This window comes from Polaribacter sp. SA4-10 (assembly GCF_002163835.1).
Taxonomy (GTDB): domain Bacteria; phylum Bacteroidota; class Bacteroidia; order Flavobacteriales; family Flavobacteriaceae; genus Polaribacter.
The window spans coordinates 1,624,928-1,648,773 of sequence record NZ_CP019331.1 but is presented as its reverse complement, the minus strand read 5'-3'; the positions used below and the strand labels follow the sequence as shown (position 1 = coordinate 1,648,773).

Here is a 23,846-nt window from a genome sequence, read left to right as displayed (position 1 = left end):
ACAAATTATATTTCTGTTATCTTTGATGAAAACCAAACAGAATTTAATGAAATTTCTTAAGAAAAGCTTAAAAATTGTAACGCTGCTTCTTGTACTTGCAATAATTTGCTTATGGATTTATAGTAAAACCTTGCACCCAAATTATAACGGAGAGGTTGAAATTGAAAATTTATCAGAAAAAGTAACTGTTTATTTTGATGAAATTGGTGTTCCGCATATAAATGCAGAAAATCAAAAAGATGCGTACACTGCTTTTGGGTATTTACATGCACAAGATAGATTGTGGCAAATGGAAGTGATAAGAAGAATTTCTGCAGGAAGATTGGCTGAGGTTTTTGGGAAGAAATTAGTGCCAACAGATAAATTTTTCTCTGGTTTAGGAATTGAAGAAGCAGCGATAAAAACCATAGATAATTTAGATAAAAATTCTGAAGTGTATCAATTAACGTTGGCGTATTTAGACGGAATTAATCAATTTATAGAAAACGGGCCAACACCAGTAGAATTCTTTTTAGTTGGCGTTGAAAAAGAAAAATATACCATAAAAGATGTTTATAATGTATTTGGTTATATGGCTTTTAGTTTTGCTATAGCACATAAAACAGACCCGCTTTTAACAGAGGTAAAAGAAAAATTAGGTGAAGCTTATTTTGAAGAACTCATGGGTTCAGAGGTTGAAAACTTAACGCTTATAAAAAATGAAAAGAACCCAGAAATAAGAGCAGCGTTTTCTAAAGCGATGAATAATTTATTTGAAGAATTACCAATTTCTCCATTTATAGGAAGTAATTCTTGGGTAATTGGCGCAGAGAAAACTAAAAACGGAAAAGTAATTTTTGCAAATGACCCTCATATTGGTTTTTCTCAACCTTCAGTTTGGTATCAATCTCACATAAAAACTCCAGATTATGAAATGTATGGTTTTAACTTGGCGTTAACTCCGTTTCCGCTTTTAGGACATAATAGAAATTATGCATACGGATTAACAATGTTTGAAAACGATGATGTAGATTTTTATATCGAACAAAATAATCCTGTAAACTCAATGGAATACAAAACTGCAACAGGTTTTGAAGACTATAAATTAATTGATAAAAGAATTAAAGTAAAAGAAGAAAAAGATATTGTTTACAAAGTGAAAGTGAGTAAACATGGGCCAATTATGAATGGTTTAATAGACCATTTAAAAGAGGAGAGACCTATTGCCATGCAATGGATTTATACCAAGTTAAATAATCAATTATTAGAAGTTGGTTATGATATTTCCCACGCAACTAATTTGTCTGAATTTAAAATAGGGGCAAGTAAATTACATGCGCCAGGTTTAAATATGATGTATGGAGACGCCAAAGATAATATTGCTTGGTTTGCATCTGGAAAATTGTATAACTACAGAGATTCGTTATACACAAAAACGTATTTAAATGGCGCTTCTGGGAAAGATGAAATTGTATCCTATTTAGATTTTGAAGAGAATCCGCAAGCTATAAATCCAACTTGGAATTATGTATATTCTGCAAATAATCAACCAGATTCTATTGCAGGAAAGTTATATCCTGGGTATTATTTAAATGAAGACAGGGCAGAAAGAATTGTACAACTTTTAGAACCAAAAAATGATTGGACACAAGAAGATGTTGCAGAAATGATGTATGATGTAACATCACCAAATGCGCCAATTATTGTTGCTGATTTTGTGAAGTCAATTCATAAAAAGGATTTAACTGTTAGTGAGAAAAAAGCAATTTCAATCTTAAAAAATTGGAAAGGTAATTTTGATAAAGAAGAAGTTGGCCCCGTAATTTATAACAGAATGGTGTATGAATTTCAGAAAAACACATTTGCAGATGAAATGGGTAAAGGGTATGCTCAATTTGTGAATACGCCCTTTGTAGAAAAAATGTTGCCAGTACAAGCGAAAAGAAAAAATTCTGTTTGGTGGGATAATATTTCTACCAAAGATAAAATAGAAACTAAAGAAGAAATTGTTACAAAATCTTTTAAAAATGCGTTTTCCTTTTTAGGAGATCAATTGGGTGAAAATGTTGAAGGTTGGGCTTGGAAAAGAGTAGTTTCTGTGGAGTATAAACATGCTTTAGGTGAAGTTGCTTTATTAAGAAAGGTTTTTAATGTTGGTCCTTTTGAAACAAAAGGAGGAGATCAAGTAATAAATAATCAGATTTATGATATTGATTCAACAGGAGTTTACAAAGTAAAAGCGGGGCCTTCAACAAGAAGAATTGTAGATTTTTCTGATGTAGAAAATAGTTTAGGTATTTTGCCAACTGGCCAATCTGGAAACGTTTTTAGTAAATATTATAAAGACCAAGCGAAAAAATATTTACAAGGTAAATTTGTAAAAATGAGACTGAATCAGTCTGATATTATGAAAAGCGAAAATGTGTTAATTTTGAAGCCTAAGAATTAGAATAAATTATTTGTAGACATAAATAAATATATTAATACCTATAAAAATTATTGTAACTATTACATTGTTAAAATCATGTCCATGAGCATCATAATGATCTTTTGATTTTTCTAGACCAAAGACATATTCTTTGTATTTAAATTTTGGTTTTTTGAAAATAGTTCTCCAAACTGTTCCGTAAATCCACCTTATTGTTCCTCCAATAAGATTACAAAATAGCCATAAAATTCCTTCGGAAAAGAGTTCTTCCATAATTAAACCTCTTTATAAACTTCTTCAAAAGGAATTCTAAAACGTTCTCCATAAATTCCTTTTTCGGTTCTTATTCCGCAAGAAACAATCATGTTTATCTCTGCTCCAATTGGCAAACCTAATAATTTTTTAACGCGCCAAGTGTCAGAGCCTTCCATAGGGCAAGTGTCATAACCATTTGCTGCCATAGAAATCATGAAATTTTGTGCTGCCAAGCCACAGGTTTTGTGTGCAACAATTCTCATGTCACTTTTTCTAACTTCTCTGTACATCGGTTTAAAAATTCCGATTACTAAAATCATCAAATATTTACCGAAGCCTAAGATTCCTAAAAACTCAGCATACGCAAAAGGAATTATTTTTCCATAATAGTTTCGTGCCACTTTTTCTCTACTAGATTGTTCTGATTTCGGATTATTTTTTCCAAAATTAGCATCCATAAAAGCTAAATTGGCTTTCGCTCTTTTCTTCCATAAATCTTTTCTTGTAACAAAGACAACTAATTGTTGCGCTGTTTTTGCTGCATTTTGGTTGAAACAAAAAGGAGCAATTTTTTCAATAATATCTTTAGAAGTAATATGATAAAATTCCCATAATTGCATGTTGCTGCTATTGGGAGCTAAACTTGCTTGTTTAATGCACTTTTTCACAATAGAAGTATCAATTTGTTTATCAGCATCGTAAATTCTTACAGACCGTCTATAATTTATAGCTTCTGATACTGTTTTTTCTTTTTGAATCATTTATAGGTTTAAATTATGTCCACTTTAATAAAGTGCGTAAATTCTTTAACTTGTTTGTGTAAGGTGCATATCTAATTGGTAAATCGAGCCAATTACCTCTTTTAACAACGCCTTTGCTATGTGTAAAAGTATCAAATGTATGTTTACCGTGATATCCTCCAATTCCGCTTTCTCCAACACCACCAAAAGCCAATCTATGATTTACAAAATGGACAGTAGTATCGTTAATTGTTCCTCCTCCAAAAGAATATTTTGCAATCATTTTTTCTGCATAATTATTTTTTGTAGAGAAAATATAGAAAGCCAAAGGTTTATCATATTTAGAAATTATTTTATCTATCTTTTCTTCGCTTTCATAAGAGATTAGCGGTAAGATAGGTCCAAAAATTTCACCTTTCATTACTTCGCTATCTATAGAAGGTTCATCTATTAGAGTTGGTGAAATATAATAGTCTTCACTATTTGTTTTTCCTCCAATCAAAAAGTTTTCATTCGATAACATTGAAGTTAATCTATTAAAGTTTTTAGAATTTATAATTCTTGGGAAATCAGCAGATTTTTCAGGGTTTTCACCATACGCTTTTTCCAGCTCTTCTTTAAAAAATTGAACAAAATCTTCTTTTACAGAAGTATGAATTAATAGATAATCTGGCGCAATACAGGTTTGTCCACCATTGACAAATTTACCCCAAACAATACGTTTTGCAGCCAATTTAATGTTTGCACTTTCATCTATAACGCAAGGGCTTTTTCCTCCTAACTCTAACGTTACTGGCGTAAGATATTCTGCAGCTGCTTTTGCAATAATTTTTCCAACAGAAACACTTCCTGTAAAGAAAATATAATCCCAACGTTGTGCCAATAATTCTGTAGAAATTGCTACGCCGCCTTCGATTACTGCAACCTGTTTTTTATCAAAAACAGCTTCAAGAATTTCTTTGGTAATTGCGGTTGTATGTGGTGTTAATTCCGATGGTTTTAGTACTACCGTATTTCCTGCTGCAATTGCTCCAATTAATGGTGCAAATGCTAATTGATACGGGTAGTTCCAAGGAGATATTATTAAAACGGTTCCAAAAGGTTCTTTGTATATTTTTGCTGATGAAGGGAAGTTTAAAAGTGAAGGTAAAACGCGTTTAGCTTTTGCCCAAGAATTTAGGCTCTTAATTGTCATTTTTAACTCTCCTAAAACAATAGAAGTTTCAGTTAAAATAGCTTCATATTCCGGTTTTTTAAAGTCATTATATAGTGCTTTTATAATGTCAGATTCTCTTCTAATAAGTTCTTTTTGTAGCTTTTTTAGAATCTCTTTTCTAAAAGAAATGTCTTTAGTTTTTTGAGAAGAAAAAAAGTTTTTCTGCGCTTGTAAAAGGTTAGGGATATTCATAAAGAATTAAATTTTTTGTAGTTTCTTATTCATCAAATTAAACCATAAAGGAGGTATTAAAGCAAGAATCATCATTCCTGGATAACCAGTAGGCATTTGTGGACTTTTTGGCAATGTTTTTAAGAGTTGATAATGTTTGCTTCCGTTATAATGATGATCTGAATGTCTTGATAAATTAAATAGTAAAACCTTGCCAATTATATGGTCAGAATTCCAAGAATGAACTTGTTTTACTCTTTCATATCTTCCGTGTTCATTTTTATTTCTTAGTAAGCCATAGTGCTCAATATAGTTAACAGTTTCTAACTGAATAATACCAAAAATGGCAGCTCCAATAAAAGCGAAAAGCACAAAGGTTCCGAAGAAATAATAAATACTTCCTAATAACAGTATATTACAAATAGTATAAATAATCATCTTGTTTTGATGGTGAAACCAGTTTTTTCCATCAGTTTGTAAACGCTTATTTTCTATTTTCCAAGCTTGTAAATAACTTGAAAAATGAGAGCGAAAATAGAAGAAATAGATAGGTTCATTTTTTCTTGCAGTTGCAGCGTCTTTTGGTGTTGCAACATTAAAATGATGCCCACCATTATGGTAAGGTAAAAAGTGCGTATTTAAAGAAGTAAGTAGTAATATTTCACCAATTAATTCATCAAATCGGTTGTTTCTATGTCCTAATTCATGACCAACATTTATCCCTAAAACACCACACATTAATCCCATAGAAAAAACGCGTCCAATAATTTCTGAAGTGGTTAAACTAACTTCTTGAATTACATGAAAGAAAAGCCACAAAAAGCCAATTTGAATTGGTAAAGTGATGTATAAAATGTAGGTATATAGTTTGTTTTTTTTCTCTATTCTCTCTTCTTCTTTTGTTAAATTTTTCTTGTCTGGTTGAAATAAAAACTCCAATAAAGGTACAAAACCAAAGAAAACAATTAGCGGTAAAAAGGTAAGCCATCCTATAGAAATAAAAGAGATGTAAATGGTAATAGGTAAAATAATTATTGCAAGGTATTTTAAAGCTTTCAATGTGAGTTAGATTTCTCTAAATATACAAAAAATTAAGAACAAGCGTTCCAAATGACTTCATTGGGAACAGGAGCTTCTATGTGGATTAATTCTTTTGAAACTGGATGTGTAAAATCAATTTTTCTTGCATGTAAATGAATGCTTGCATCTTTATTGCTTCTTGGAAAACCATATTTTAAATCGCCTTTAATAGCGCTGCCAATTGCAGATAATTGGGCTCTAATTTGATGATGTCTTCCTGTTTCTAAATCAATTTCTAAAAGAGCATAGTTGTCTAATTTTTTAATTGTTTTATAATGAAGAATTGCTTCTTTACTGCCTTCAGTTTCTTTATAGAAAACTGTAGATTTATTGTTCTTCGGGTTTTTCTTCAGAAAATTAATTAAAGTATCAGTTGCTTTTTTAGGTTCATTTTTTACAACTGCCCAATATGTTTTATTGATCGTTTTATCACGGAGCATTTTGTTTAAACGTGTTAACGCTTTTGTAGTTCTTGCAAAAATGATAATTCCAGAAGTGGGTCTGTCTAGTCTATGAACAACGCCTAAAAAAACATCGCCAGGTTTGTTATATTTGTCTTTTATGTATTCTTTTACAACATCACTTAAAGGTTTGTCGCCAGTTTTATCGCCTTGCGTAATATCTCCAGAGCGTTTATTTACAATAACAATATGATTGTCTTCAAATAAAACCTGTAAGTTTTCTTTAGTAGATTGCATGTTGATTATTTAAAATCTTTAGCAACATCTTGATTAACGCCGTCTATAAAGTCTAAAAATTCTTTTCTACCAAGTCCTTTAGAGGATGAGGTTAAAAATGTCATTGGTAACGTTTCCCAGGTATTTAGTAATTTCTTTTTGTAAGAAGTAATTTGTTTGTTTAATTTAGAACTTCCTAATTTGTCTGCTTTGGTAAAAACAATACAAAAAGGAATTTGATTGTTTCCTAAAAACTGCATAAACTCAAGATCTATTTTTTGAGGATCGTGTCTAGAATCAATTAAAACAAAAGTACAAACCAATTGCTCTCTTTCTTTGAAGTAATTTTCTATAAAATATTGAAATATTGTTCTTTTCTTTTTTGAAATTTGAGCATAACCGTAACCAGGTAAATCAACTAAAAACCACTCATCATTAATCATAAAATGATTTATAAGTTGCGTTTTTCCAGGTTTCCCAGAAATTTTAGCTAAATCTTTACGCTCCATTAACATATTAATTAATGAAGATTTCCCAACATTAGATCTTCCGATAAAAGCGTATTCTGGTAATCTGTCTTTTGGAGCTTTAATAACATTACTATTGCTCATTATAAACTCTGCAGATTTTATTTTCATTTAATGTGTTCTTTTATTTTGGAAATTTCTCTCTGCGAGTGTTATATCTTTCTAGAAGTAAACCAATTTTGAAGAATTTTGTTAAATTCTTCTGGTCTTTCCATCATTGCAGCATGGCCACATTTATCAATCCAAAATAAATCTGAATTTGGTAGTAGTTTTTGGAAATCAATTGCAACTTCTGGTGGAGTAACGTTGTCTTGTTTTCCCCAAATAAGACAAACTGGAATTTTCATTTCTGGCAAATCATTTGCCATATTATGTCTAATTGCACTTTTTGCAATAGCGAGTGTTCTAATTACTGAGCTTCTGTCGTTTACAATCTCAAAAACATCATCAATCATTTCTTTTGTCCCAATTTCTGGGTCATAGAAAACAGCTTTCGTTTTTTGCTCAATGTATTCATAGTTTCCTCTTTTAGGAAAACTATCTCCCATTGCTTTTTCATACAAACCAGAACTTCCTGTAAGCACCAATGCATTTACTTTTTCTTGGTAATGTTTTGTGAAGTATAGGCCAATATGCCCACCTAAAGAGTTTCCTAATAATATAGCCGAATCAATCTTCTTGTATTCTAAGAACTCTTTTAAAAAGTCTGCTAAATTCTTAACATTTGTTTTTAGAAGTGGAAGAGAATATAGTGGTAATTCAGGGATTAAAACTTTGTAACCATTGTTAGAAAAATAATCAAAAGTAGCGCCAAAATTACTTAAAGCCCCCATCAATCCATGTAAAATAATGATTTCGGGTCCTTCTCCTGCCTCAGCATAAGTAAATTTTCCTTCAGTTTTTAACTTGTCTGTCATTGATTTTTCTTGATTTTACTCAAACGCAAATGTAGTTCTTTTTTCTTTAACTAAACATCGTTTTTGAAATTCTAAAATTCATTTTCTTGCTTATTGAGTGTCTTGAAATTGTTAATAAAAGCTATACTTATTAACAAAGTGGTAAAAAGTGGTAAAAAGTGGTAAAATTTATATATTTTTGATATCTATTAAAACCATTTTGTAAGTGATTAACCTAATTGGTACATATGAGTGTAAAGCAGATGCTAAGGGGAGATTGATGTTTTCATCAGCTTTCAAGAAGCAATTGCACCCAGTGTTGCAAGAAGGTTTTGTTGTTAAAAGAGCTGTTTTTCAACCTTGTTTGGAGTTGTATCCAATGAAAGAGTGGAATCTGATGATGGAGAAAATAAACAAACTAAACAGGTTTGTAAAAAAGAACAATGATTTTATTAGAAGGTTTACTGCAGGTGTTAAGATGGTGGAGTTAGATGTAACTGGAAGAATATTGATTCCTAAAGATTTATGTGAATTTGCAGGTATTAAGAAGCAAATAGTATTGTCTTCAGCAGTAAATATTATTGAGATTTGGGATAAAGAAAAGTACGAAAAAGCAATAGGTGATGCAGCAGTTGATTTTGCTGATTTGGCAGAAGAAGTAATGGGAAATACAGATCTAGATGAATTATCATAGTCCAGTTTTATTAAAAGAAAGTGTAGATGCATTAGCAATCAAAGAAGATGGAATTTATGTTGATGTGACTTTTGGGGGAGGAGGTCATTCAAGAGAGATTTTGAAAAGACTTGGTAAAAACGGAAAATTGTTTGGGTTTGATCAAGACCCTGATGCATTGGGTAATATAATTGATGATGCCCGTTTTGTGTTAATTCCAGAAAATTTCAGGTTTGTTTCTAGGTTTTTAAGATTTCATGGAGTTAAAAAAGTGGATGGAGTTTTAGCTGATTTAGGTGTTTCTTCTCATCAATTTGATGAAGCAGAAAGAGGTTTTTCTATTCGTTTTGATGGTGACTTAGATATGAGGATGAATCAAAAATCTAAAGTATCTGCAAAGCAAATTATTAATAGTTATTCTGAAGAGAAATTAGCAGAAATATTATTTTTGTATGGAGAGTTAAGAAACTCTAGAAACATTGCAAAGACAATTGTAGAGGAAAGAGCAAATAATAAAATTGAAACAAGTTTTCAGTTAAAGGAAGTGCTAAAAAAGTACTTGCCAAACGCAAAAGAACATAAAATATTAGCTCAGATATTTCAAGCAGTTAGAATTGAAGTGAACGAAGAGTTAGATGTTTTAAGAGAGTTTTTAGAGCAAATTCCTAATCTATTAAAAGAGGAAGGTAGATTGAGTGTAATCTCATACCACTCTTTAGAAGATAGATTGGTTAAAAGATATATAAGGACAGGATTATTTAGTGGCGAGCCCGTGAAAGATGTTTTTGGAAACACAAGAGAACCGTTACAAAAAGTTGGAAAATTAATAGTGCCTACCCCACAGGAAATTAAGCTAAACAATAGGTCTCGTAGTGCTAAATTGAGAATAGCAACCTTAAAAAAATAGCATGTCTAAGGTTAAAAAAAATGTTTACGATTTTCTGAGAGGGAGTTTTCTTACGGATGAATCGGCATTTAAAAACTGGAAGATTATAATTTTTGTAGTTGCACTTCTTTTGTTTATGATTTCAAGTGCGCATCGTGCTGATAAGAAAGTAATTAAAATATCAGAGTTAAATAAAAAGAAAAGAGAATTAAGAGCTGAGTATGTAGATATAGGAACCATATTAATGAGAATGAAAATGGAATCTAATATTAGAGAAAAAGCTAAGAAAAGAGGGTTGAAACCTTCTGAGTCCCCTCCAAAAAAAATTAAAGTAACCTATAATAAAGACTAAAATAAATTGGCAACTCATAAAAAAAGCATCCTTACAAAATTCTACTTGGTAGCTGCTTTAATGACTGTCTTTTTGTTAGCTGTAATTTTTAGAGTTGTAAATATACAATACGCTCAAGGAGAAAAGTATAGGAAATTATCTACAGAACTTACTATAAAGCAAGATACTATTTATGCTAATAAAGGAAATGTATATGCTGCAGATGGAAATTTATTAGCAACATCAATGTCTCGGTTTACTATTAGGATGGATGTTGTTGCTGTGAATGATATGGTTTTTGAAAAAAATATTGTTGCATTATCTAAAGAGCTTTCTAAAATGTTGGGTAATACCTCGGGTTATTATCAAGGTAAATTAAGAACTGCAAAAAAGAGAAGAAACAGGTATTTGTTAATTGCTAGAAATATTGGGTATACACAGTATCTAGAAATGAAGCAATTTCCAATTTTCAAAAAAGGAGTTTATAGAGGAGGTTTTATAGCAGAACATAAAACAGTAAGAGCTCATCCTATTGGTAAGATTGCAGAACGTACAATTGGCTATGATGATTTTAGAGGAGAAGCAGGAATTGAAGGAGCATTTGCAGATTATATGCAAGGCGAAAATGGTTTGCGTTGGAAGCAGAAAATTGCTAAAAATCAATGGAAGCCAATTAATGATGTAAATGAAAAGGAGCCAATTGATGGACACGATATTATTACTACAATAGATGTAAATATTCAAGATATTACGCATCATGCATTGCTAAGAAAGTTAGAGTATTTTGAGGCAGATCATGGTTGTGCAGTAGTTATGGAAACTGCAACTGGTGAGATTAAAGCAATTTCTAATTTAGGAAGAACCTCTAAAGGAACTTATTATGAGAAAAGAAATTATGCGGTTTGGGAAAGTCATGAGCCTGGTTCTACATTTAAGTTAGCAAGTTTAATGGCTGCTTTAGATGATAAAGTAATAGATACATCTACAATTGTAGATACAGAAAAAGGTAGAATTTACATTCATAATAGAAAAATTGAAGATTCAAAAAGAGGTGGTTATGGTAAGATTTCTGCAGCTAGAGTATTTGAAGTATCTTCTAATGTTGGAATTGTAAAGTTGGTAAGAAAGTATTATGATGATAAGCCACAAAAATTTATTGATAAATTAGAAAAATATGGTTTTACAAAACCAATAGGTTTTTCTATTAAAGGAGAAGGAATACCATATGTTCCAAATCCAAAAGATAAAAGCTGGAGTAAAATTTCTTTAGCATGGATGTCTTGGGGTTATGGAGTTTCTGTTACACCAATGCAAACTTTAATGTTTTACAATGCTGTTGCTAATAATGGTATAATGGTAAAACCAAGATTTATAAAAGAATTAAGAAGGCATGAAAAAATAGAAAAGGTTTTTAAAACGGAAGTTGTTAACCCTAAAATAGCTTCAGAGGAGACCTTGATTAAAATTAGAAAAGTGATGGAAAATGTTGTTGTTAAAGGGACTGCAGAGAATATTTATTCTTCTAATTTTTCAATGGCAGGAAAAACAGGAACTGCAAAAAAATACATTCCTAGACATAAAAATGAAAAAGGAGAAACAATTTATGGTCATTATTCTACCAAACATTATGTAGCTTCATTTGCTGGTTTTTTTCCAGCGGACAAACCAAAATATTCTTGCATTGTGGTTATTCATGATCCAAAGAAAGAAAAAGGATATTATGGTGCAGTAGTTGCTGCGCCAGTTTTTAAAGAAATTGCCCAAAAAATATATACAACAACACCTATCGATAACCAATCTGTAGATGATAAAACTGAATTTACTTCTATTGAAAACCAGTATTTAAGGTATGATAATTTACTAAGTAAAACCTACAATGAAGTTCCTAATGTAAAAGGAATGTCTGGTATGGATGCTTTGTCATTATTAGAAAATATTGGTTTAAAAGTAAAAGTGTCTGGTGTTGGTAAAGTGGAATTTCAATCACTAAAAAAAGGAGAAAAGTTAGTTAAAGGAGCAACAATTATTTTAAAACTTTCATAAGCTGAAAAATTTAAGAGACATATTATATCAGGTTTCAATAAATCAAGTATTTGGTGGTACCAATGTTGAGGTTCAAAATCTTGTTTTCGATTCTAGGAAAGTGGAAAACAATGATGTTTTTATCGCTCAAAAAGGATTTTCTGTTGATGGTCATCTGTATATTGATAAAGCAATAAGTTTAGGAGCTACAGCAATTATTTGTGAAGATTTTCCTGAAGAAAAAAACGAAGGAATTACCTATATCCAAGTTGCTGATGCAAATGTTGCTTTGGCAATTATGGCTTCTAATTTTTATGAAAACCCTTCTTCTAAAATTCAATTAGTTGGTGTTACAGGAACAAATGGTAAAACAACAATAGCATCACTTTTATATCAGTTATTTAAAAAAGCAGGTTATAAAGTTGGTTTACTTTCTACAGTAAAAATAGTGGTTGATGAAACTGAATTTAAGGCAACACATACTACGCCAGATTCGGTTACAATAAATCAGTATTTAGATAAAATGATTGATGCAGGAGTAGATTTTTGCTTTATGGAAGTGAGTTCTCATGGAATTCATCAAAAAAGAACAGAAGGACTAACTTTTGTTGGAGGAATTTTCACAAACCTTTCTCATGATCATTTAGATTATCATGACACGTTTGCAGAATATAGGAATGTAAAAAAATCATTTTTTGATTCTTTGCCAAAATCAGCTTTTGCTTTGGTGAATATAGATGATAAAAATGGCAACTTTATGTTGCAAAATACAAAAGCAAAAAAGAAAACATATGCTTTAAAAACACTTGCAGATTTTAAAGTAAAGATTTTAGAAAAACAACTTTCAGGTACACTTTTAAATGTAGATGGAACTGAAGTTTGGACAAAGCTAATAGGTGAGTTTAATGCGTATAATTTATTAGCAATTATTGGTACAGCAGAATTATTAGGATTAGAAAAATTAGAGGTTTTAACAATTGTTAGTGCGTTAGAAAGTGTAAGTGGAAGATTTGAATATGTAATTTCAGAAGACGGAATTACTGCAATTGTAGATTATGCACACACACCAGATGCACTTAAAAATGTGCTTGAAACGATAAGTGATATTAGAACTGGAAACGAAAAAGTGATTACAGTTGTTGGTTGTGGTGGAGATAGAGATAAAACGAAAAGACCAAAAATGGCACATATTGCTTCTCAATTAAGTAATCAAGCAATTTTTACTTCAGACAATCCAAGAAAAGAAGATCCACAAACAATTATTGATGAAATGGAGGTTGGAGTTTCTTCTGAAAATTATAAAAAAACATTGTCAGTTTTAGATAGAAAACAAGCCATTAAAACAGCTTGCAAATTCTCTAAAACAGGAGATATCATATTAATTGCGGGGAAAGGACATGAAGATTATCAAGAAATAAACGGAATTCGTACTCACTTTGATGATTTAGAAGTGGTAAAAGAATGCTTTAATCAATTAAAAAAGAACTAAAAATGCTGTATTATTTTTTTCAATATTTAGAAAGTCAGTTCAATTTACCTGGGGCAAGTTTATTTCAATTTATCACATTTAGAGCAGCAGCAGCTTTTATTTTATCCTTGTTAATTTCTACAATTTTTGGTAAGAGAATTATCAACTTTTTAAGAAATCAACAAGTTGGTGAAACTGTAAGAGATTTAGGATTAGAAGGCCAGAAGCAAAAATCTGGAACACCAACAATGGGTGGGATTATCATTATTATGGCAACCTTAATACCTGTATTGTTATTAGCAAGATTAGATAATATTTATGTTATCATTTTGCTGATTACCACTGTTTGGATGGGCTTAATTGGTTTTTTAGATGATTATATAAAGGTGTTCAAAAAAGACAAAGCAGGTTTAAAAGGAAAATTCAAAGTTTTAGGTCAAGTTGGTTTAGGATTAATTGTTGGCTCTATGTTGTATTTTAATGATGGAGTTACAATAAAAGAGCAGTTACCAGCAGAGCAACAAATTGTTCAAGCAAATGGAAGAAAAACTGTTTTTGGAGAAGCTCATAAATCTACAAAAACGACCATTCCGTTTTTAAAAGATAATGAGCTAGATTACTCTAAAGCCTTAAGTTTTTTAGGAGAAGGATATGAAAAATACGGTTGGATAGTATTCATTTTTATAGTTGTATTTATTGTTACAGGAATTTCAAATGGAGCAAATTTAACAGATGGAATTGATGGTTTAGCTGCAGGTTCATCAGCAATTATAGTAATCACTTTAGCAATATTTGCTTGGGTTTCTGGAAACATAATTTTCGCAGATTATTTGGATGTTATGTACATACCAAATTCTGGTGAAATGACTGTTTTTGTACTTGCCTTTGCTGGTTCTTTAGTTGGTTTTCTCTGGTACAACACGTATCCTGCTCAGGTTTTTATGGGAGATACAGGTAGTTTAACTATTGGAGGAATAATAGCAGTAATAGCAATAGCAATTAGAAAAGAATTATTGCTACCAATTTTAGCCGGAATATTTGTGGTTGAAAACCTTTCTGTGATTATGCAAGTTTCTTGGTTTAAGTACACAAGAAAGAAGTTTGGAGTAGGAAGACGAATTTTTAAAATGTCGCCATTACATCATCATTATCAGAAATTAAGTTACCACGAGAGTAAGATTGTAGTTCGTTTTTGGATTGTAGGAATTTTACTTGCTGTGTTAACAATTGTTACTCTAAAGTTAAGATAAATGAATCGTTTAGTAATTCTTGGTGGAGGAGAAAGTGGTGTTGGAACCGCAATTTTAGGAAAGCAAAAAGGATATGATGTTTTTGTTTCTGACAAAGGCAAAATAGCAAAAAAATACAAAGAAGTTCTTTTAAATAATGAGATAGATTTCGAGGAAAAAAAGCATACTGAGGCTAAAATTTTAAATGCTGATGTGGTAATGAAAAGTCCTGGAATCCCTGATAAAGTAGTGTTAGTTGAGAAATTGAAAGAAAGTTCAATTCCTGTGATTTCAGAAATTGAATTTGCAGCAAAATTTACAGATGCTACTATTGTTGGAATTACGGGTTCAAATGGAAAAACTACCACCACAATGCTATTGCATCATGTTTTGAAAAATGCAAAACTTAATGTTGGAGTTGCAGGTAATATTGGCGATAGTTTTGCACAACAAGTTGCTGAAAATAATTACGAAAATTACGTGTTAGAATTAAGTAGTTTTCAGTTAGATGGAATTGAGAATTTTAGTCCTCATATTGCAATAATTACCAATATTACACCAGATCATTTAGATAGGTATGAATACAGTTTTGATACATATATCGCCTCAAAATTTAGAATAACAAAAAATCAAACAGTGGTCGATTATCTCATTTATGATGCAGATGATGAAGCGATTAATAAGTGGTTAAATAATAATAAAACGCTAGCGAAATTAGTTCCGTTTTCACTTGAAAAAGAATTAGAATACGGAGCATATATCAAAGAAAACAATATTATCATCAACATAAATAAAGACAAATTTAACATGCCAATATCAACATTATCATTAAAAGGAAAACACAATACAAAAAATGCCATGGCAGCAACTATGGCAGCGCAATTGCTAAAAGTTAGAAAAGAGGCAATCAAAGAAAGTTTAGAAGATTTTGAGGGAGCTGAACATCGTTTAGAAAATGTTGCGAAAATTAGAGGTGTAGAATATATTAATGATTCAAAAGCAACAAATGTAAATGCTACATTTTATGCATTAGAATGTATGGATAAAACTACAGTTTGGATTGTTGGTGGAGTAGATAAAGGAAATGATTATAATGATTTGCTTTCTTTAGTAAGGGAAAAAGTGAAAGCTATTGTCTGTTTAGGTCTTGATAATGATAAAATTAAAAGCACTTTTGGCAATGTGGTTGATATTATTGTAGAAACTGCAGGAGCAGAAGAAGCTGTAAAAGTTTCTCATAAATTGGCAGAAAATGGAGAAGTAGTTTTATTATCTCCAGCTTGTGCAAGTTTCGATTTGTTTGATAATTATGAAGATAGAGGGCGTCAATTTAAAAAAGCAGTTAGAAGTCTTTAAAAAAAGAAGCCCATTCCAACCTTCCCAAAAAGAAGGAGTTGGCATGTTTGATAAGAAATGTTGGGTGTAGCAATATTGAAAAAAAATATTTTAATAAAATACAAATAGACACAAGAGTGTTTCTCTCCTTTGGAGAGATTAAGAGAGGCTAATGAAAACGATTTTTCAACATATAAAAGGAGATAAAACCATTTGGGCTATTGTAGCTATTTTGGCAATATTTTCATTTATGCCAGTTTATAGCGCAAGCACAAACTTGGTGTATGTTGTGGGTTCAGGTTCTACATTTGGCTATTTAGTAAAACACATGGTTCTGTTAATTATGGGTTTTGCAATTATTTATGGAGTTCATAAAATTCCATATAGATATTTTTCTGGAGGATCTGTTTTAATGATACCAGTAGTAATTGTATTATTAGTTTTTACACTCGCACAAGGAACTATAATTGGAGGCGCAAATGCAAGTAGATGGATTCGTATACCGTTTGTTGGTATTGGTTTTCAAACATCAACTTTGGCAGGTTTAGTATTAATGGTTTATGTGGCTAGATATCTAGCAAGAAATAAAGAAAAAGCAATAATTTTTAAAGAAAGTTTATGGCAACTTTGGTTGCCTGTAGCGGTTATTTTAATATTGATTTTACCAGCAAATTTTTCTACAACAGCTATCATTTTTACTATGATTTTGATGCTGGTTTTTATTGGAGGTTACCCAATAAAATACATTAGTTTTATTTTAGGCGTTGGAATTGTAGCGTTATCGTTTTTTGTTTTGATAGCGAAAGTCTTTCCAGATGCAATGCCAAATAGAGTTCAAACTTGGCAAAGTAGAATTGAAAGTTTTTCTCAAGAAGGAGGAAAAGAAGCGTATCAAGTAGAAAAAGCGAAAATAGCTATTGCTACTGGAGGTCCAATAGGTTTAGGACCAGGAAAAAGTGTTCAGAAGAACTTTTTACCACAATCGTCATCAGATTTTATTTACGCAATTATTGTTGAAGAATTTGGCTTATTGGGAGGTTTTGTAATTGTATTTATTTACTTTTTATTGCTCTTTAGAATTTTTGTTGTGATAAGAAAAACAACTACAATTTTTGCAACCTTGTTGGTTGTTGGTGTTGGATGTCCTATTATTTTTCAAGCAACGATAAATATGGCTGTTGCCACAAATTTATTTCCTGTAACTGGGCAAACGTTGCCTTTGATTAGTAGTGGTGGTACTTCTATTTGGATGACCTGTTTTGCATTGGGTATGATTTTAAGTGTAAGTGCATCAAAAGAAGAAACAGAAGAAGATATTTTAGATGATAACCCTTTAGATATTTTGCATGAAACAATCGATTAATATATTAATTTCTGGAGGAGGAACCGGAGGGCATATTTATCCTGCAATTGCGATTGCAAATGAGATAAAGTTGCGTTTTCCTGATACGAATTTTCTGTTTGTTGGTGCAAAAGATAAAATGGAAATGGAGAAAGTTCCACAAGCAGGATTTGAAATAAAAGGATTATGGATTTCAGGAATTCAGCGAAAACTAACAGTTGATAATTTATCATTTCCTTTTAAGTTGATGAGTAGTTTATGGAATGCATCAAAAATTATAAAAAAATTTAAGCCAGATATTGCAATTGGAACTGGAGGTTTTGCAAGCGGGCCAACTTTAATAATGGCAACAAGAAAAGGGATTCCAACTTTAATACAAGAACAGAATTCTTTTCCTGGAATAACGAATAAACTATTAAGTAAAAAGGTAAATAAAATTTGTGTTGCGTATGATAATTTAGAGCGTTTCTTTCCATCATCGAAAATAATAAAAACAGGAAACCCTGTACGCCAAGATTTGTTGTCTATTCATAATAAAAGAGAAGACGGAAAAGCTTTTTTTAAATTAAATAAAACTAAAAAAACAGTTTTAATACTTGGAGGCAGTTTAGGTGCAAGAAGAGTAAATCAATTAATAGAAAGTAATTTAGGGTTCTTTAAAAGTCAAGAGGTACAAGTAATTTGGCAATGTGGTAAATTATATTTTGATGAATATAAAAAATACACTGAATTAGATAACATTCAAGTGCATCAGTTTATAAATAGAATGGATTTAGCATATGCTGCTTCAGATATTATTATTTCTAGAGCAGGAGCAAGTTCTGTATCAGAATTATGTATTGTTGGTAAACCAGTAATTTTTATACCATCGCCAAATGTAGCTGAAGATCATCAAACAAAAAATGCAAAATCAATAGTAGATAAACATGCTGCAATTTTATTAAAAGAAGCCGATTTAGCCACTTTTCCTATCGTTTTTGAAACACTTTTAAAAGATGAAGGAAAGCAACAAAGTTTATCAGAAAATATAAAAGAATTAGCGTTGCCAAGTGCAACAACAGATATAGTTAACGAAGTAGAAAATTTATTAAATAAGTGAATTTAAAAAATATACATAACGTTTATTTTGTTGGAATTGGTGGTATAGGAATGAGCGCAATTGCTCGTTATTTTACTGTGAATGGGAAGCAAGTTGCTGGTTATGATAAAGCACCCACTAACATTACTGCGTCTTTAGTAGATTTAGGTGTAGAAATTCATTTTGAAGATTCCTTAAAAAATATTCCTATTTCTTTTTTGAATAAAGAAAAAACGTTGGTAGTTTTTACACCAGCAATCCCTAAAAACAATATAGAATTAAATTATTTTCTAGAGAATAATTTTACCATTTTAAAAAGAGCAGAAATTTTAGGAAAAATAACTGGAAACACTTTTTGTCTAGCAGTTTCTGGAACCCATGGTAAAACAACAACATCGGCTATTTTAGGCCATATTATGCAGCCAATTAAGGCAACTTCGTTTTTAGGCGGAATAGCAGAAAACTATAATTCAAACTTAATTCTTGGAGAAGATAAAATTTCTGTTGTAGAAGCTGATGAGTTTGATCGTTCCTTTTTGCAATTGTCACCAAATATTGCATGTGTAACTTCTATGGATGCAGATCATTTAGATATTTATGGAGAAGCCGAAGCATTAGAAGAGTCCTTTGTAGAATTTACAAATAAAGTTTCTGACACGTTAATTGTTGCAAAAGGTTTGCCTTTAAAAGGGTTAACATATGCTGTAAATGAAGATGCAGATTATAAGGCTTTTAATTTAAAAATTGAAAGCGGAAAATATATTTTTGATGTCCAAACTCCTTCAGCAATTATAACCAATATTGAATTTCATTTACCAGGAAAGCATAATGTAATGAATGCTTTAGCTGCGTTAGCAATGGCAGATGTTTATGGCATTCCTTTAGAAAGTATCAAAAAAAGTTTGTCAACTTTTAAAGGTGTAAAAAGAAGGTTTTCGTATAAAATTAAAACAGAAAATTTTGTATTAATAGATGATTATGCACATCATCCAACAGAAATAAATGCGGTAGAAAGTTCAGTGAGAGAAATGTATCCTGATGAAAAAATTTTGGTAGTTTTTCAGCCACATTTATTTTCTAGAACAAGAGATTTTATAGATGATTTTGCTTCTGCATTATCTAAGTTCGATGAAGTGTTGTTGCTGGATATTTATCCTGCAAGAGAAAGCCCTATTTCAGGAGTGAATTCTGAGTGGTTGTTTGGTAAAATAGATTGCAAGAATAAAAAATTAGCAAAAAATAATAATTTAGTAAAAGTTATTAATAATTCAGCAGCAAAAGTGGTTGTAATGTTAGGTGCAGGTGATATAGGAATGATGGTAGATGATGTAGTAAGTAAACTCATAAAAACTGAAAAACATGCAATTTAAAAGGTTTTTAAAATATTTGTTATTCCTAGTGTTAATAGTCATTTTAGGCTTTTTATATAGTTTTTCATCAAAGAGAAATGAGGAAAAAAAAGTGACTGAAATTATTGTGGAATTTGAAGCTGGAGAGAATAGTTTTTTAACCCATTCTATGGTTGATAAATTGTTAATACAAAATAACAAAACGGTGCAAAACCTAGCAAAATCTGTGATAAATTTATACGGTTTAGAGAAGAAAGTGGCCAAAAACCCTTATGTTGAAAATGCATCCGTTTTTTTAACGATTGGAGGTCAGTTAAAATCTACCATAAAACAACGAACACCTGTAGCAAGATTCATTTCTAATAAAGAATCTTATTATGTTGATAAACAAGGTGTAAAAGTACCTTTGTCAGATAATTATTCGGCAAGAGTTATGTTGGTTTCTGGTGTTGAAAATGATGAAGATATTAAAGAAATTTTGCCTTTGATATCCGTAATTTTAGCAGATAGTTTTTTGCAAAAAGAGGTGGTAGGAATTCATAAAAGTGCTGATGAAGAGTATCAATTTTCCATGAGAAGTGGAGATTATAAAATTGATTTCGGAAGATTAACGAATATCGATGTGAAATTTAAGAAGTTAAAAGCGTTTTATAACAAGACATTTTTAGACAAAACAATAGAGAATTACAAAACGATTAATGTAAAATATCACAACCAAGTTGTGTGCACAAAATAGATCAAAATGGAAAACAATAAAATAGCTGTTGGTTTAGATATTGGTACAACCAAAATTGTTGCCATGATTGGTCGTAAAAATGAATACGACAAAATTGAGGTTATTGGAATCGGAAAAGCTAAAAGTTTAGGTGTAAAACGCGGTGTAGTGAGTAATATTACACAAACCATACATTCTATTCAACAAGCTGTAGATGAAGCAGAAAGTGTTTCTGGTGTAAAAATTGAAGAAGTTGTTGTAGGTATTGCTGGACAGCATATTAGAAGTTTACATCACAGTGATTATATCACAAGAAATAATGCAGATGAAGTAATAGATGAAGATGATATTGAAAATTTAGTAAATCAAGTTCATAAGTTGGTCATGTTACCTGGAGAAGAAATTATTCATGTGTTACCACAAGAATTTAAAGTTGATTCTCAAGCTGATATTAAAGAACCAATAGGAATGTATGGTGGTCGATTAGAAGCTAATTTTCATGTTGTAGTTGGGCAAGTTTCATCAATAAGAAATATTGGACGATGTGTAAAAAGTGCAGATTTAGATTTGGCAGATATTACTTTAGAGCCTTTAGCATCAGCATCAGCAGTATTAAGTCAAGAAGAAAAAGAAGCCGGAGTTGCATTAATTGATATCGGTGGTGGAACAACAGATTTAGCCATTTTTAAAGACGGAATCATTCGTCATACTGCCGTTATTCCTTTTGGAGGAAATGTAATTACAGATGATATAAAAGAAGGTTGTTCAATTATTGAAAAGCAAGCTGAATTATTGAAAATTAAATTTGGTTCTGCATGGCCAGGAGAAAATAAAGAAACAGAAATTGTTTCTATTCCTGGGTTAAGAGGTAGAGAACCAAAAGAAATTACGTTAAAAAATCTTTCAAAAATTATACATGCAAGAGTTCAAGAAATTATTGAGCATGTGTATTTAGAGATAAAAAATTACGGACATGAAACTGCAAAAGGCAAATTAATTGCAGGTATTGTTTTAACAGGAGGTGGAGCTCAATTAAAACACTTACGCCAGTTAGTAGAATATATTACAGGCATGGATGCAAGAATTGGATATCCTAATGAGCATTTAGCAGGAGATTCTGATGATGCATTATCAAGCCCATCTTATGCAACAGCAGTTGGATTGTTAATAGAAGGTTTAAATAGTGATTCTAAAGAAGAGGAAGAGATTGAAGAATCTGTAAAAGAAATTTTAGATGAAACTCAAGAAGATGAAATTTCTGAAGTAAAACCGGTAGTTGAAGAAAAACCAAAGCCAAAAAAGAAATCATTTTTCGAGAAATTTACAGAAGGTTTAAAGGATTTTTTAGACAACGCAGAATAGAAATTTAGAAAGCAATATTGTTTAGCAAGAACAATATTCAGTGAGAATAAATAGTAAAAGGAAAAATTAAAATATAAAAGTTACGTTATTATGAGCACAGAATTTGATAACATTTCATTTGACATGCCAAAAACACAGTCTAATACCATTAAAGTAATTGGTGTTGGAGGCGGTGGAAGCAACGCTGTAAACCATATGTTTACACAACATATTAAAGGAGTAGATTTTGTAATCTGTAATACAGATTCTCAAGCTTTAGAAAACAGTCCTGTTCCAAATAAAATACAATTAGGAGTGAACTTAACTTCTGGTTTAGGAGCGGGAGCAAACCCAGAAGTGGGGGCTCAGGCTGCTAAAGAAAGTATGCAAGAGATTCAGCAAATGTTAAATACCCAAACAAAAATGGTATTTATTACAGCTGGTATGGGAGGTGGTACTGGTACTGGAGCAGCTCCAATTATTGCAAAAATTGCAAAAGATATGGATATTTTAACTGTTGGTATTGTAACAATGCCATTTCAGTTTGAAGGAAGAAGACGCTCTAAACAAGCTCAATTAGGAATCGATCAATTGCGCCAAAATGTAGATTCTTTAATTGTAATAAATAATAATAAGTTACGTGAAGTTTATGGAAACCTAGGTTTTAAAGCTGGTTTCTCTAAAGCGGATGAAGTTTTATCTACTGCTTCTAAAGGAATTGCTGAAGTTATAACACATCACTATAAACAAAATATAGATTTACATGATGCTAAAACAGTACTTTCTAATAGTGGAACTGCAATTATGGGTTCTGCTAAAGAAGAAGGTAAGAATAGAGCTAAAAATGCAATTGTAAAAGCATTAGATTCTCCTTTATTAAATGATAATAAAATTACAGGAGCAAAGAATGTTTTGTTATTAATTGTATCAGGAACCAATGAAGTTACTTTAGATGAAATCGGAGAAATTAACGATCACATTCAAGATGAAGCAGGTTATGATGCAAACATTATTATGGGTATTGGTGAAGATGATAAGTTAGGAGATGCAATCTCTGTAACAATTGTTGCAACTGGTTTTGCTGCAGATCAACAAAGTACAATTACAAATACTGAAGTAAAGAAGATTGTTCATACGTTAGAAGATGAGCAAAAAGCAACCTATGATTTTTCTGATAAAACCATTTCTAAAACGCCAACATTAGATATGCCAATTTCTAATAAAGTTGAAGAAAAGATTATTCATGTTTTAGAAGATGATGTTCAAGAAGTTTCACCAAAAATGGATTTAATTTCAACTTCAGAATTTATTACAGATATGCCAGTTTCATACGATGAAATTTCACTTGAAAAGGTATCTGAAGAAGATTTTATTATTACTAATATTACTCCTGTTGAAGAAATAGTAGAAGAAGAGCCTCAACAGATACAAGCAGATTTATTATTTGATTTACCTCTTAATTCATATACAGAAGTAATAGAAAAAAATGAAATTCGTTTTAATTTAAATGAAGAAACTGCAACAAATGCAAACGATATTGAAGTTTTTGGAGCAAAAGAAGTCGCTTCTGAGAAAAAAGAAGAAGAAACACGTTATGTTTTAGAAGATTTTGATGCCCAACCAACAATAGGTAAAAGTTCAAGAATTATTGAAACAAAAATTGTTGAAGAAGAAATTAATTTCGAGTTAAAAACGGCACAACCACAAGTAGAAATTAATGAGATTGCAACTAGAAGTGAAGAAGTTTCTCCTTTAGATTTAACGATAAGTGAATTACAAAAGAGAGCAGAAGAAAGACGTAAAAAGATGAAAGGTTTCAACTATAAGTTTAATGATCAATTAAACAAAAACATAGATGAAATAGAGCGTCAGCCTGCATATAAAAGATTGGGTGTAGATTTAGATGTAAATTCATCTATAAGTAAAACCAAAACATCTATTAATACAGATAATGACCAACTAGATTTTAAATCTAATAATTCATTTTTACATGATAATGTAGACTAGTCAGCGGCACAATAACTTTTTAAATTTCTAAAAACCACATCAATAAATGATGTGGTTTTTTTTATTTATGACTATTCGCTTATCATTATAAAAATGCCGTT

Annotated in this window: 21 protein-coding genes; 14 read left to right on the top strand and 7 right to left on the bottom strand. The window is 30.9% G+C overall.

Going from position 1 to position 23,846, the window contains the following annotated elements:
• Positions 1-46 precede the first annotated feature (46 nt).
• On the top strand, positions 47-2,428 hold the full coding sequence (locus BTO04_RS07180) for a penicillin acylase family protein (RefSeq protein WP_087563854.1): 2,382 nt from the start codon (positions 47-49) through the stop codon (positions 2,426-2,428).
• Positions 2,429-2,434: 6 nt separating this feature from the next.
• Here the strand turns inward: BTO04_RS07180 and BTO04_RS07175 are convergent, their stop codons facing one another.
• The 7 genes from BTO04_RS07175 to BTO04_RS07145 are packed head-to-tail and all read right to left on the bottom strand — an operon-like array spanning position 2,435 to position 7,990.
• Entirely contained in the window at positions 2,435-2,680 is a 246-nt protein-coding gene (locus BTO04_RS07175; RefSeq protein WP_087563853.1) for a hypothetical protein, read from the bottom strand.
• A 2-nt stretch (positions 2,681-2,682) separates the two neighbouring features.
• On the bottom strand, positions 2,683-3,423 hold the full coding sequence (locus tag BTO04_RS07170; protein WP_087563852.1) for a nitroreductase family protein: 741 nt from the start codon (positions 3,421-3,423) through the stop codon (positions 2,683-2,685).
• A 13-nt stretch (positions 3,424-3,436) separates the two neighbouring features.
• Positions 3,437-4,810, bottom strand: coding sequence for an aldehyde dehydrogenase (locus BTO04_RS07165; RefSeq protein WP_087563851.1), 1,374 nt, complete (start codon positions 4,808-4,810; stop codon positions 3,437-3,439).
• A 6-nt stretch (positions 4,811-4,816) separates the two neighbouring features.
• On the bottom strand, positions 4,817-5,848 hold the full coding sequence (locus tag BTO04_RS07160; protein ID WP_087563850.1) for an alkane 1-monooxygenase: 1,032 nt from the start codon (positions 5,846-5,848) through the stop codon (positions 4,817-4,819).
• Positions 5,849-5,880: 32 nt separating this feature from the next.
• On the bottom strand, positions 5,881-6,567 hold the full coding sequence (locus BTO04_RS07155; protein ID WP_087563849.1) for an RluA family pseudouridine synthase: 687 nt from the start codon (positions 6,565-6,567) through the stop codon (positions 5,881-5,883).
• 5 nt (positions 6,568-6,572) lie between these two features.
• Positions 6,573-7,184: a ribosome biogenesis GTP-binding protein YihA/YsxC gene (gene yihA / locus BTO04_RS07150; protein ID WP_087563848.1), complete on the bottom strand. Its 612-nt coding sequence runs from the start codon at positions 7,182-7,184 to the stop codon at positions 6,573-6,575.
• 41 nt (positions 7,185-7,225) lie between these two features.
• Positions 7,226-7,990, bottom strand: a complete 765-nt coding sequence (locus BTO04_RS07145; protein ID WP_087563847.1) for an alpha/beta fold hydrolase — start codon at positions 7,988-7,990, stop codon at positions 7,226-7,228.
• A gap of 205 nt (positions 7,991-8,195) precedes the next feature.
• Here BTO04_RS07145 and mraZ point away from each other — a divergent pair, with 205 nt between their 5' ends.
• The 13 genes from mraZ (at position 8,196) to ftsZ (ending at position 23,745) form a co-directional block, all read left to right on the top strand.
• Complete coding sequence (mraZ, locus tag BTO04_RS07140) at positions 8,196-8,663, top strand: division/cell wall cluster transcriptional repressor MraZ (RefSeq protein WP_087563846.1); 468 nt, start codon at positions 8,196-8,198, stop codon at positions 8,661-8,663.
• Positions 8,650-9,549, top strand: coding sequence for a 16S rRNA (cytosine(1402)-N(4))-methyltransferase RsmH (rsmH, locus tag BTO04_RS07135; protein ID WP_087563845.1), 900 nt, complete (start codon positions 8,650-8,652; stop codon positions 9,547-9,549). Before mraZ ends, rsmH begins: the two co-directional genes overlap by 14 nt.
• Before the next feature lies 1 nt (position 9,550).
• Positions 9,551-9,880, top strand: a complete 330-nt coding sequence (locus tag BTO04_RS07130) for an FtsL-like putative cell division protein (protein ID WP_087563844.1) — start codon at positions 9,551-9,553, stop codon at positions 9,878-9,880.
• A gap of 60 nt (positions 9,881-9,940) precedes the next feature.
• Positions 9,941-11,902, top strand: a complete 1,962-nt coding sequence (locus BTO04_RS07125; protein ID WP_087565348.1) for a penicillin-binding protein — start codon at positions 9,941-9,943, stop codon at positions 11,900-11,902.
• A gap of 1 nt (position 11,903) precedes the next feature.
• Entirely contained in the window at positions 11,904-13,370 is a 1,467-nt protein-coding gene (locus tag BTO04_RS07120; RefSeq protein WP_087563843.1) for a UDP-N-acetylmuramoyl-L-alanyl-D-glutamate--2,6-diaminopimelate ligase, read from the top strand.
• A 2-nt stretch (positions 13,371-13,372) separates the two neighbouring features.
• On the top strand, positions 13,373-14,599 hold the full coding sequence (gene mraY, locus BTO04_RS07115) for a phospho-N-acetylmuramoyl-pentapeptide-transferase (RefSeq protein WP_087563842.1): 1,227 nt from the start codon (positions 13,373-13,375) through the stop codon (positions 14,597-14,599).
• Positions 14,600-15,934, top strand: a complete 1,335-nt coding sequence (gene murD, locus BTO04_RS07110; protein ID WP_087563841.1) for a UDP-N-acetylmuramoyl-L-alanine--D-glutamate ligase — start codon at positions 14,600-14,602, stop codon at positions 15,932-15,934.
• A 151-nt stretch (positions 15,935-16,085) separates the two neighbouring features.
• Entirely contained in the window at positions 16,086-17,276 is a 1,191-nt protein-coding gene (locus BTO04_RS07105) for an FtsW/RodA/SpoVE family cell cycle protein (protein ID WP_087563840.1), read from the top strand.
• Complete coding sequence (gene murG, locus BTO04_RS07100; RefSeq protein WP_087563839.1) at positions 17,260-18,354, top strand: undecaprenyldiphospho-muramoylpentapeptide beta-N-acetylglucosaminyltransferase; 1,095 nt, start codon at positions 17,260-17,262, stop codon at positions 18,352-18,354. The genes BTO04_RS07105 and murG overlap by 17 nt, the downstream gene beginning before the upstream one ends.
• Complete coding sequence (gene murC / locus BTO04_RS07095; RefSeq protein WP_087563838.1) at positions 18,351-19,703, top strand: UDP-N-acetylmuramate--L-alanine ligase; 1,353 nt, start codon at positions 18,351-18,353, stop codon at positions 19,701-19,703. Before murG ends, murC begins: the two co-directional genes overlap by 4 nt.
• Before the next feature lie 91 nt (positions 19,704-19,794).
• Entirely contained in the window at positions 19,795-20,418 is a 624-nt protein-coding gene (locus BTO04_RS07090; RefSeq protein WP_232455968.1) for a cell division protein FtsQ/DivIB, read from the top strand.
• Between the two features lie 6 nt (positions 20,419-20,424).
• Positions 20,425-21,759, top strand: a complete 1,335-nt coding sequence (gene ftsA, locus BTO04_RS07085) for a cell division protein FtsA (RefSeq protein ID WP_087563836.1) — start codon at positions 20,425-20,427, stop codon at positions 21,757-21,759.
• 90 nt (positions 21,760-21,849) lie between these two features.
• Positions 21,850-23,745, top strand: a complete 1,896-nt coding sequence (gene ftsZ, locus BTO04_RS07080) for a cell division protein FtsZ (RefSeq protein ID WP_087563835.1) — start codon at positions 21,850-21,852, stop codon at positions 23,743-23,745.
• The last annotated feature ends 101 nt before the right edge of the window (positions 23,746-23,846 follow it).

Excerpts from the sequence above, each read along its gene's own strand:
- BTO04_RS07170 (WP_087563852.1), bottom strand. The coding sequence starts at position 3,423 with ATGATTCAAAAAGAAAAAACAGTATCAGAAGCTATAAATTATAGACGG.
- yihA (WP_087563848.1), bottom strand. The coding sequence starts at position 7,184 with ATGAAAATAAAATCTGCAGAGTTTATAATGAGCAATAGTAATGTTATT.
- BTO04_RS07155 (WP_087563849.1), bottom strand. The coding sequence starts at position 6,567 with ATGCAATCTACTAAAGAAAACTTACAGGTTTTATTTGAAGACAATCAT.
- BTO04_RS07105 (WP_087563840.1), top strand. The coding sequence starts at position 16,086 with ATGAAAACGATTTTTCAACATATAAAAGGAGATAAAACCATTTGGGCT.
- BTO04_RS07125 (WP_087565348.1), top strand. The coding sequence starts at position 9,941 with ATGACTGTCTTTTTGTTAGCTGTAATTTTTAGAGTTGTAAATATACAA.
- BTO04_RS07175 (WP_087563853.1), bottom strand. The coding sequence starts at position 2,680 with ATGGAAGAACTCTTTTCCGAAGGAATTTTATGGCTATTTTGTAATCTT.
- BTO04_RS07180 (WP_087563854.1), top strand. The coding sequence starts at position 47 with ATGAAATTTCTTAAGAAAAGCTTAAAAATTGTAACGCTGCTTCTTGTA.
- murG (WP_087563839.1), top strand. The coding sequence starts at position 17,260 with ATGAAACAATCGATTAATATATTAATTTCTGGAGGAGGAACCGGAGGG.
- murD (WP_087563841.1), top strand. The coding sequence starts at position 14,600 with ATGAATCGTTTAGTAATTCTTGGTGGAGGAGAAAGTGGTGTTGGAACC.
- mraY (WP_087563842.1), top strand. The coding sequence starts at position 13,373 with ATGCTGTATTATTTTTTTCAATATTTAGAAAGTCAGTTCAATTTACCT.
- BTO04_RS07130 (WP_087563844.1), top strand. The coding sequence starts at position 9,551 with ATGTCTAAGGTTAAAAAAAATGTTTACGATTTTCTGAGAGGGAGTTTT.
- BTO04_RS07165 (WP_087563851.1), bottom strand. The coding sequence starts at position 4,810 with ATGAATATCCCTAACCTTTTACAAGCGCAGAAAAACTTTTTTTCTTCT.
- BTO04_RS07145 (WP_087563847.1), bottom strand. The coding sequence starts at position 7,990 with ATGACAGACAAGTTAAAAACTGAAGGAAAATTTACTTATGCTGAGGCA.
- ftsA (WP_087563836.1), top strand. The coding sequence starts at position 20,425 with ATGGAAAACAATAAAATAGCTGTTGGTTTAGATATTGGTACAACCAAA.
- ftsZ (WP_087563835.1), top strand. The coding sequence starts at position 21,850 with ATGAGCACAGAATTTGATAACATTTCATTTGACATGCCAAAAACACAG.
- rsmH (WP_087563845.1), top strand. The coding sequence starts at position 8,650 with ATGAATTATCATAGTCCAGTTTTATTAAAAGAAAGTGTAGATGCATTA.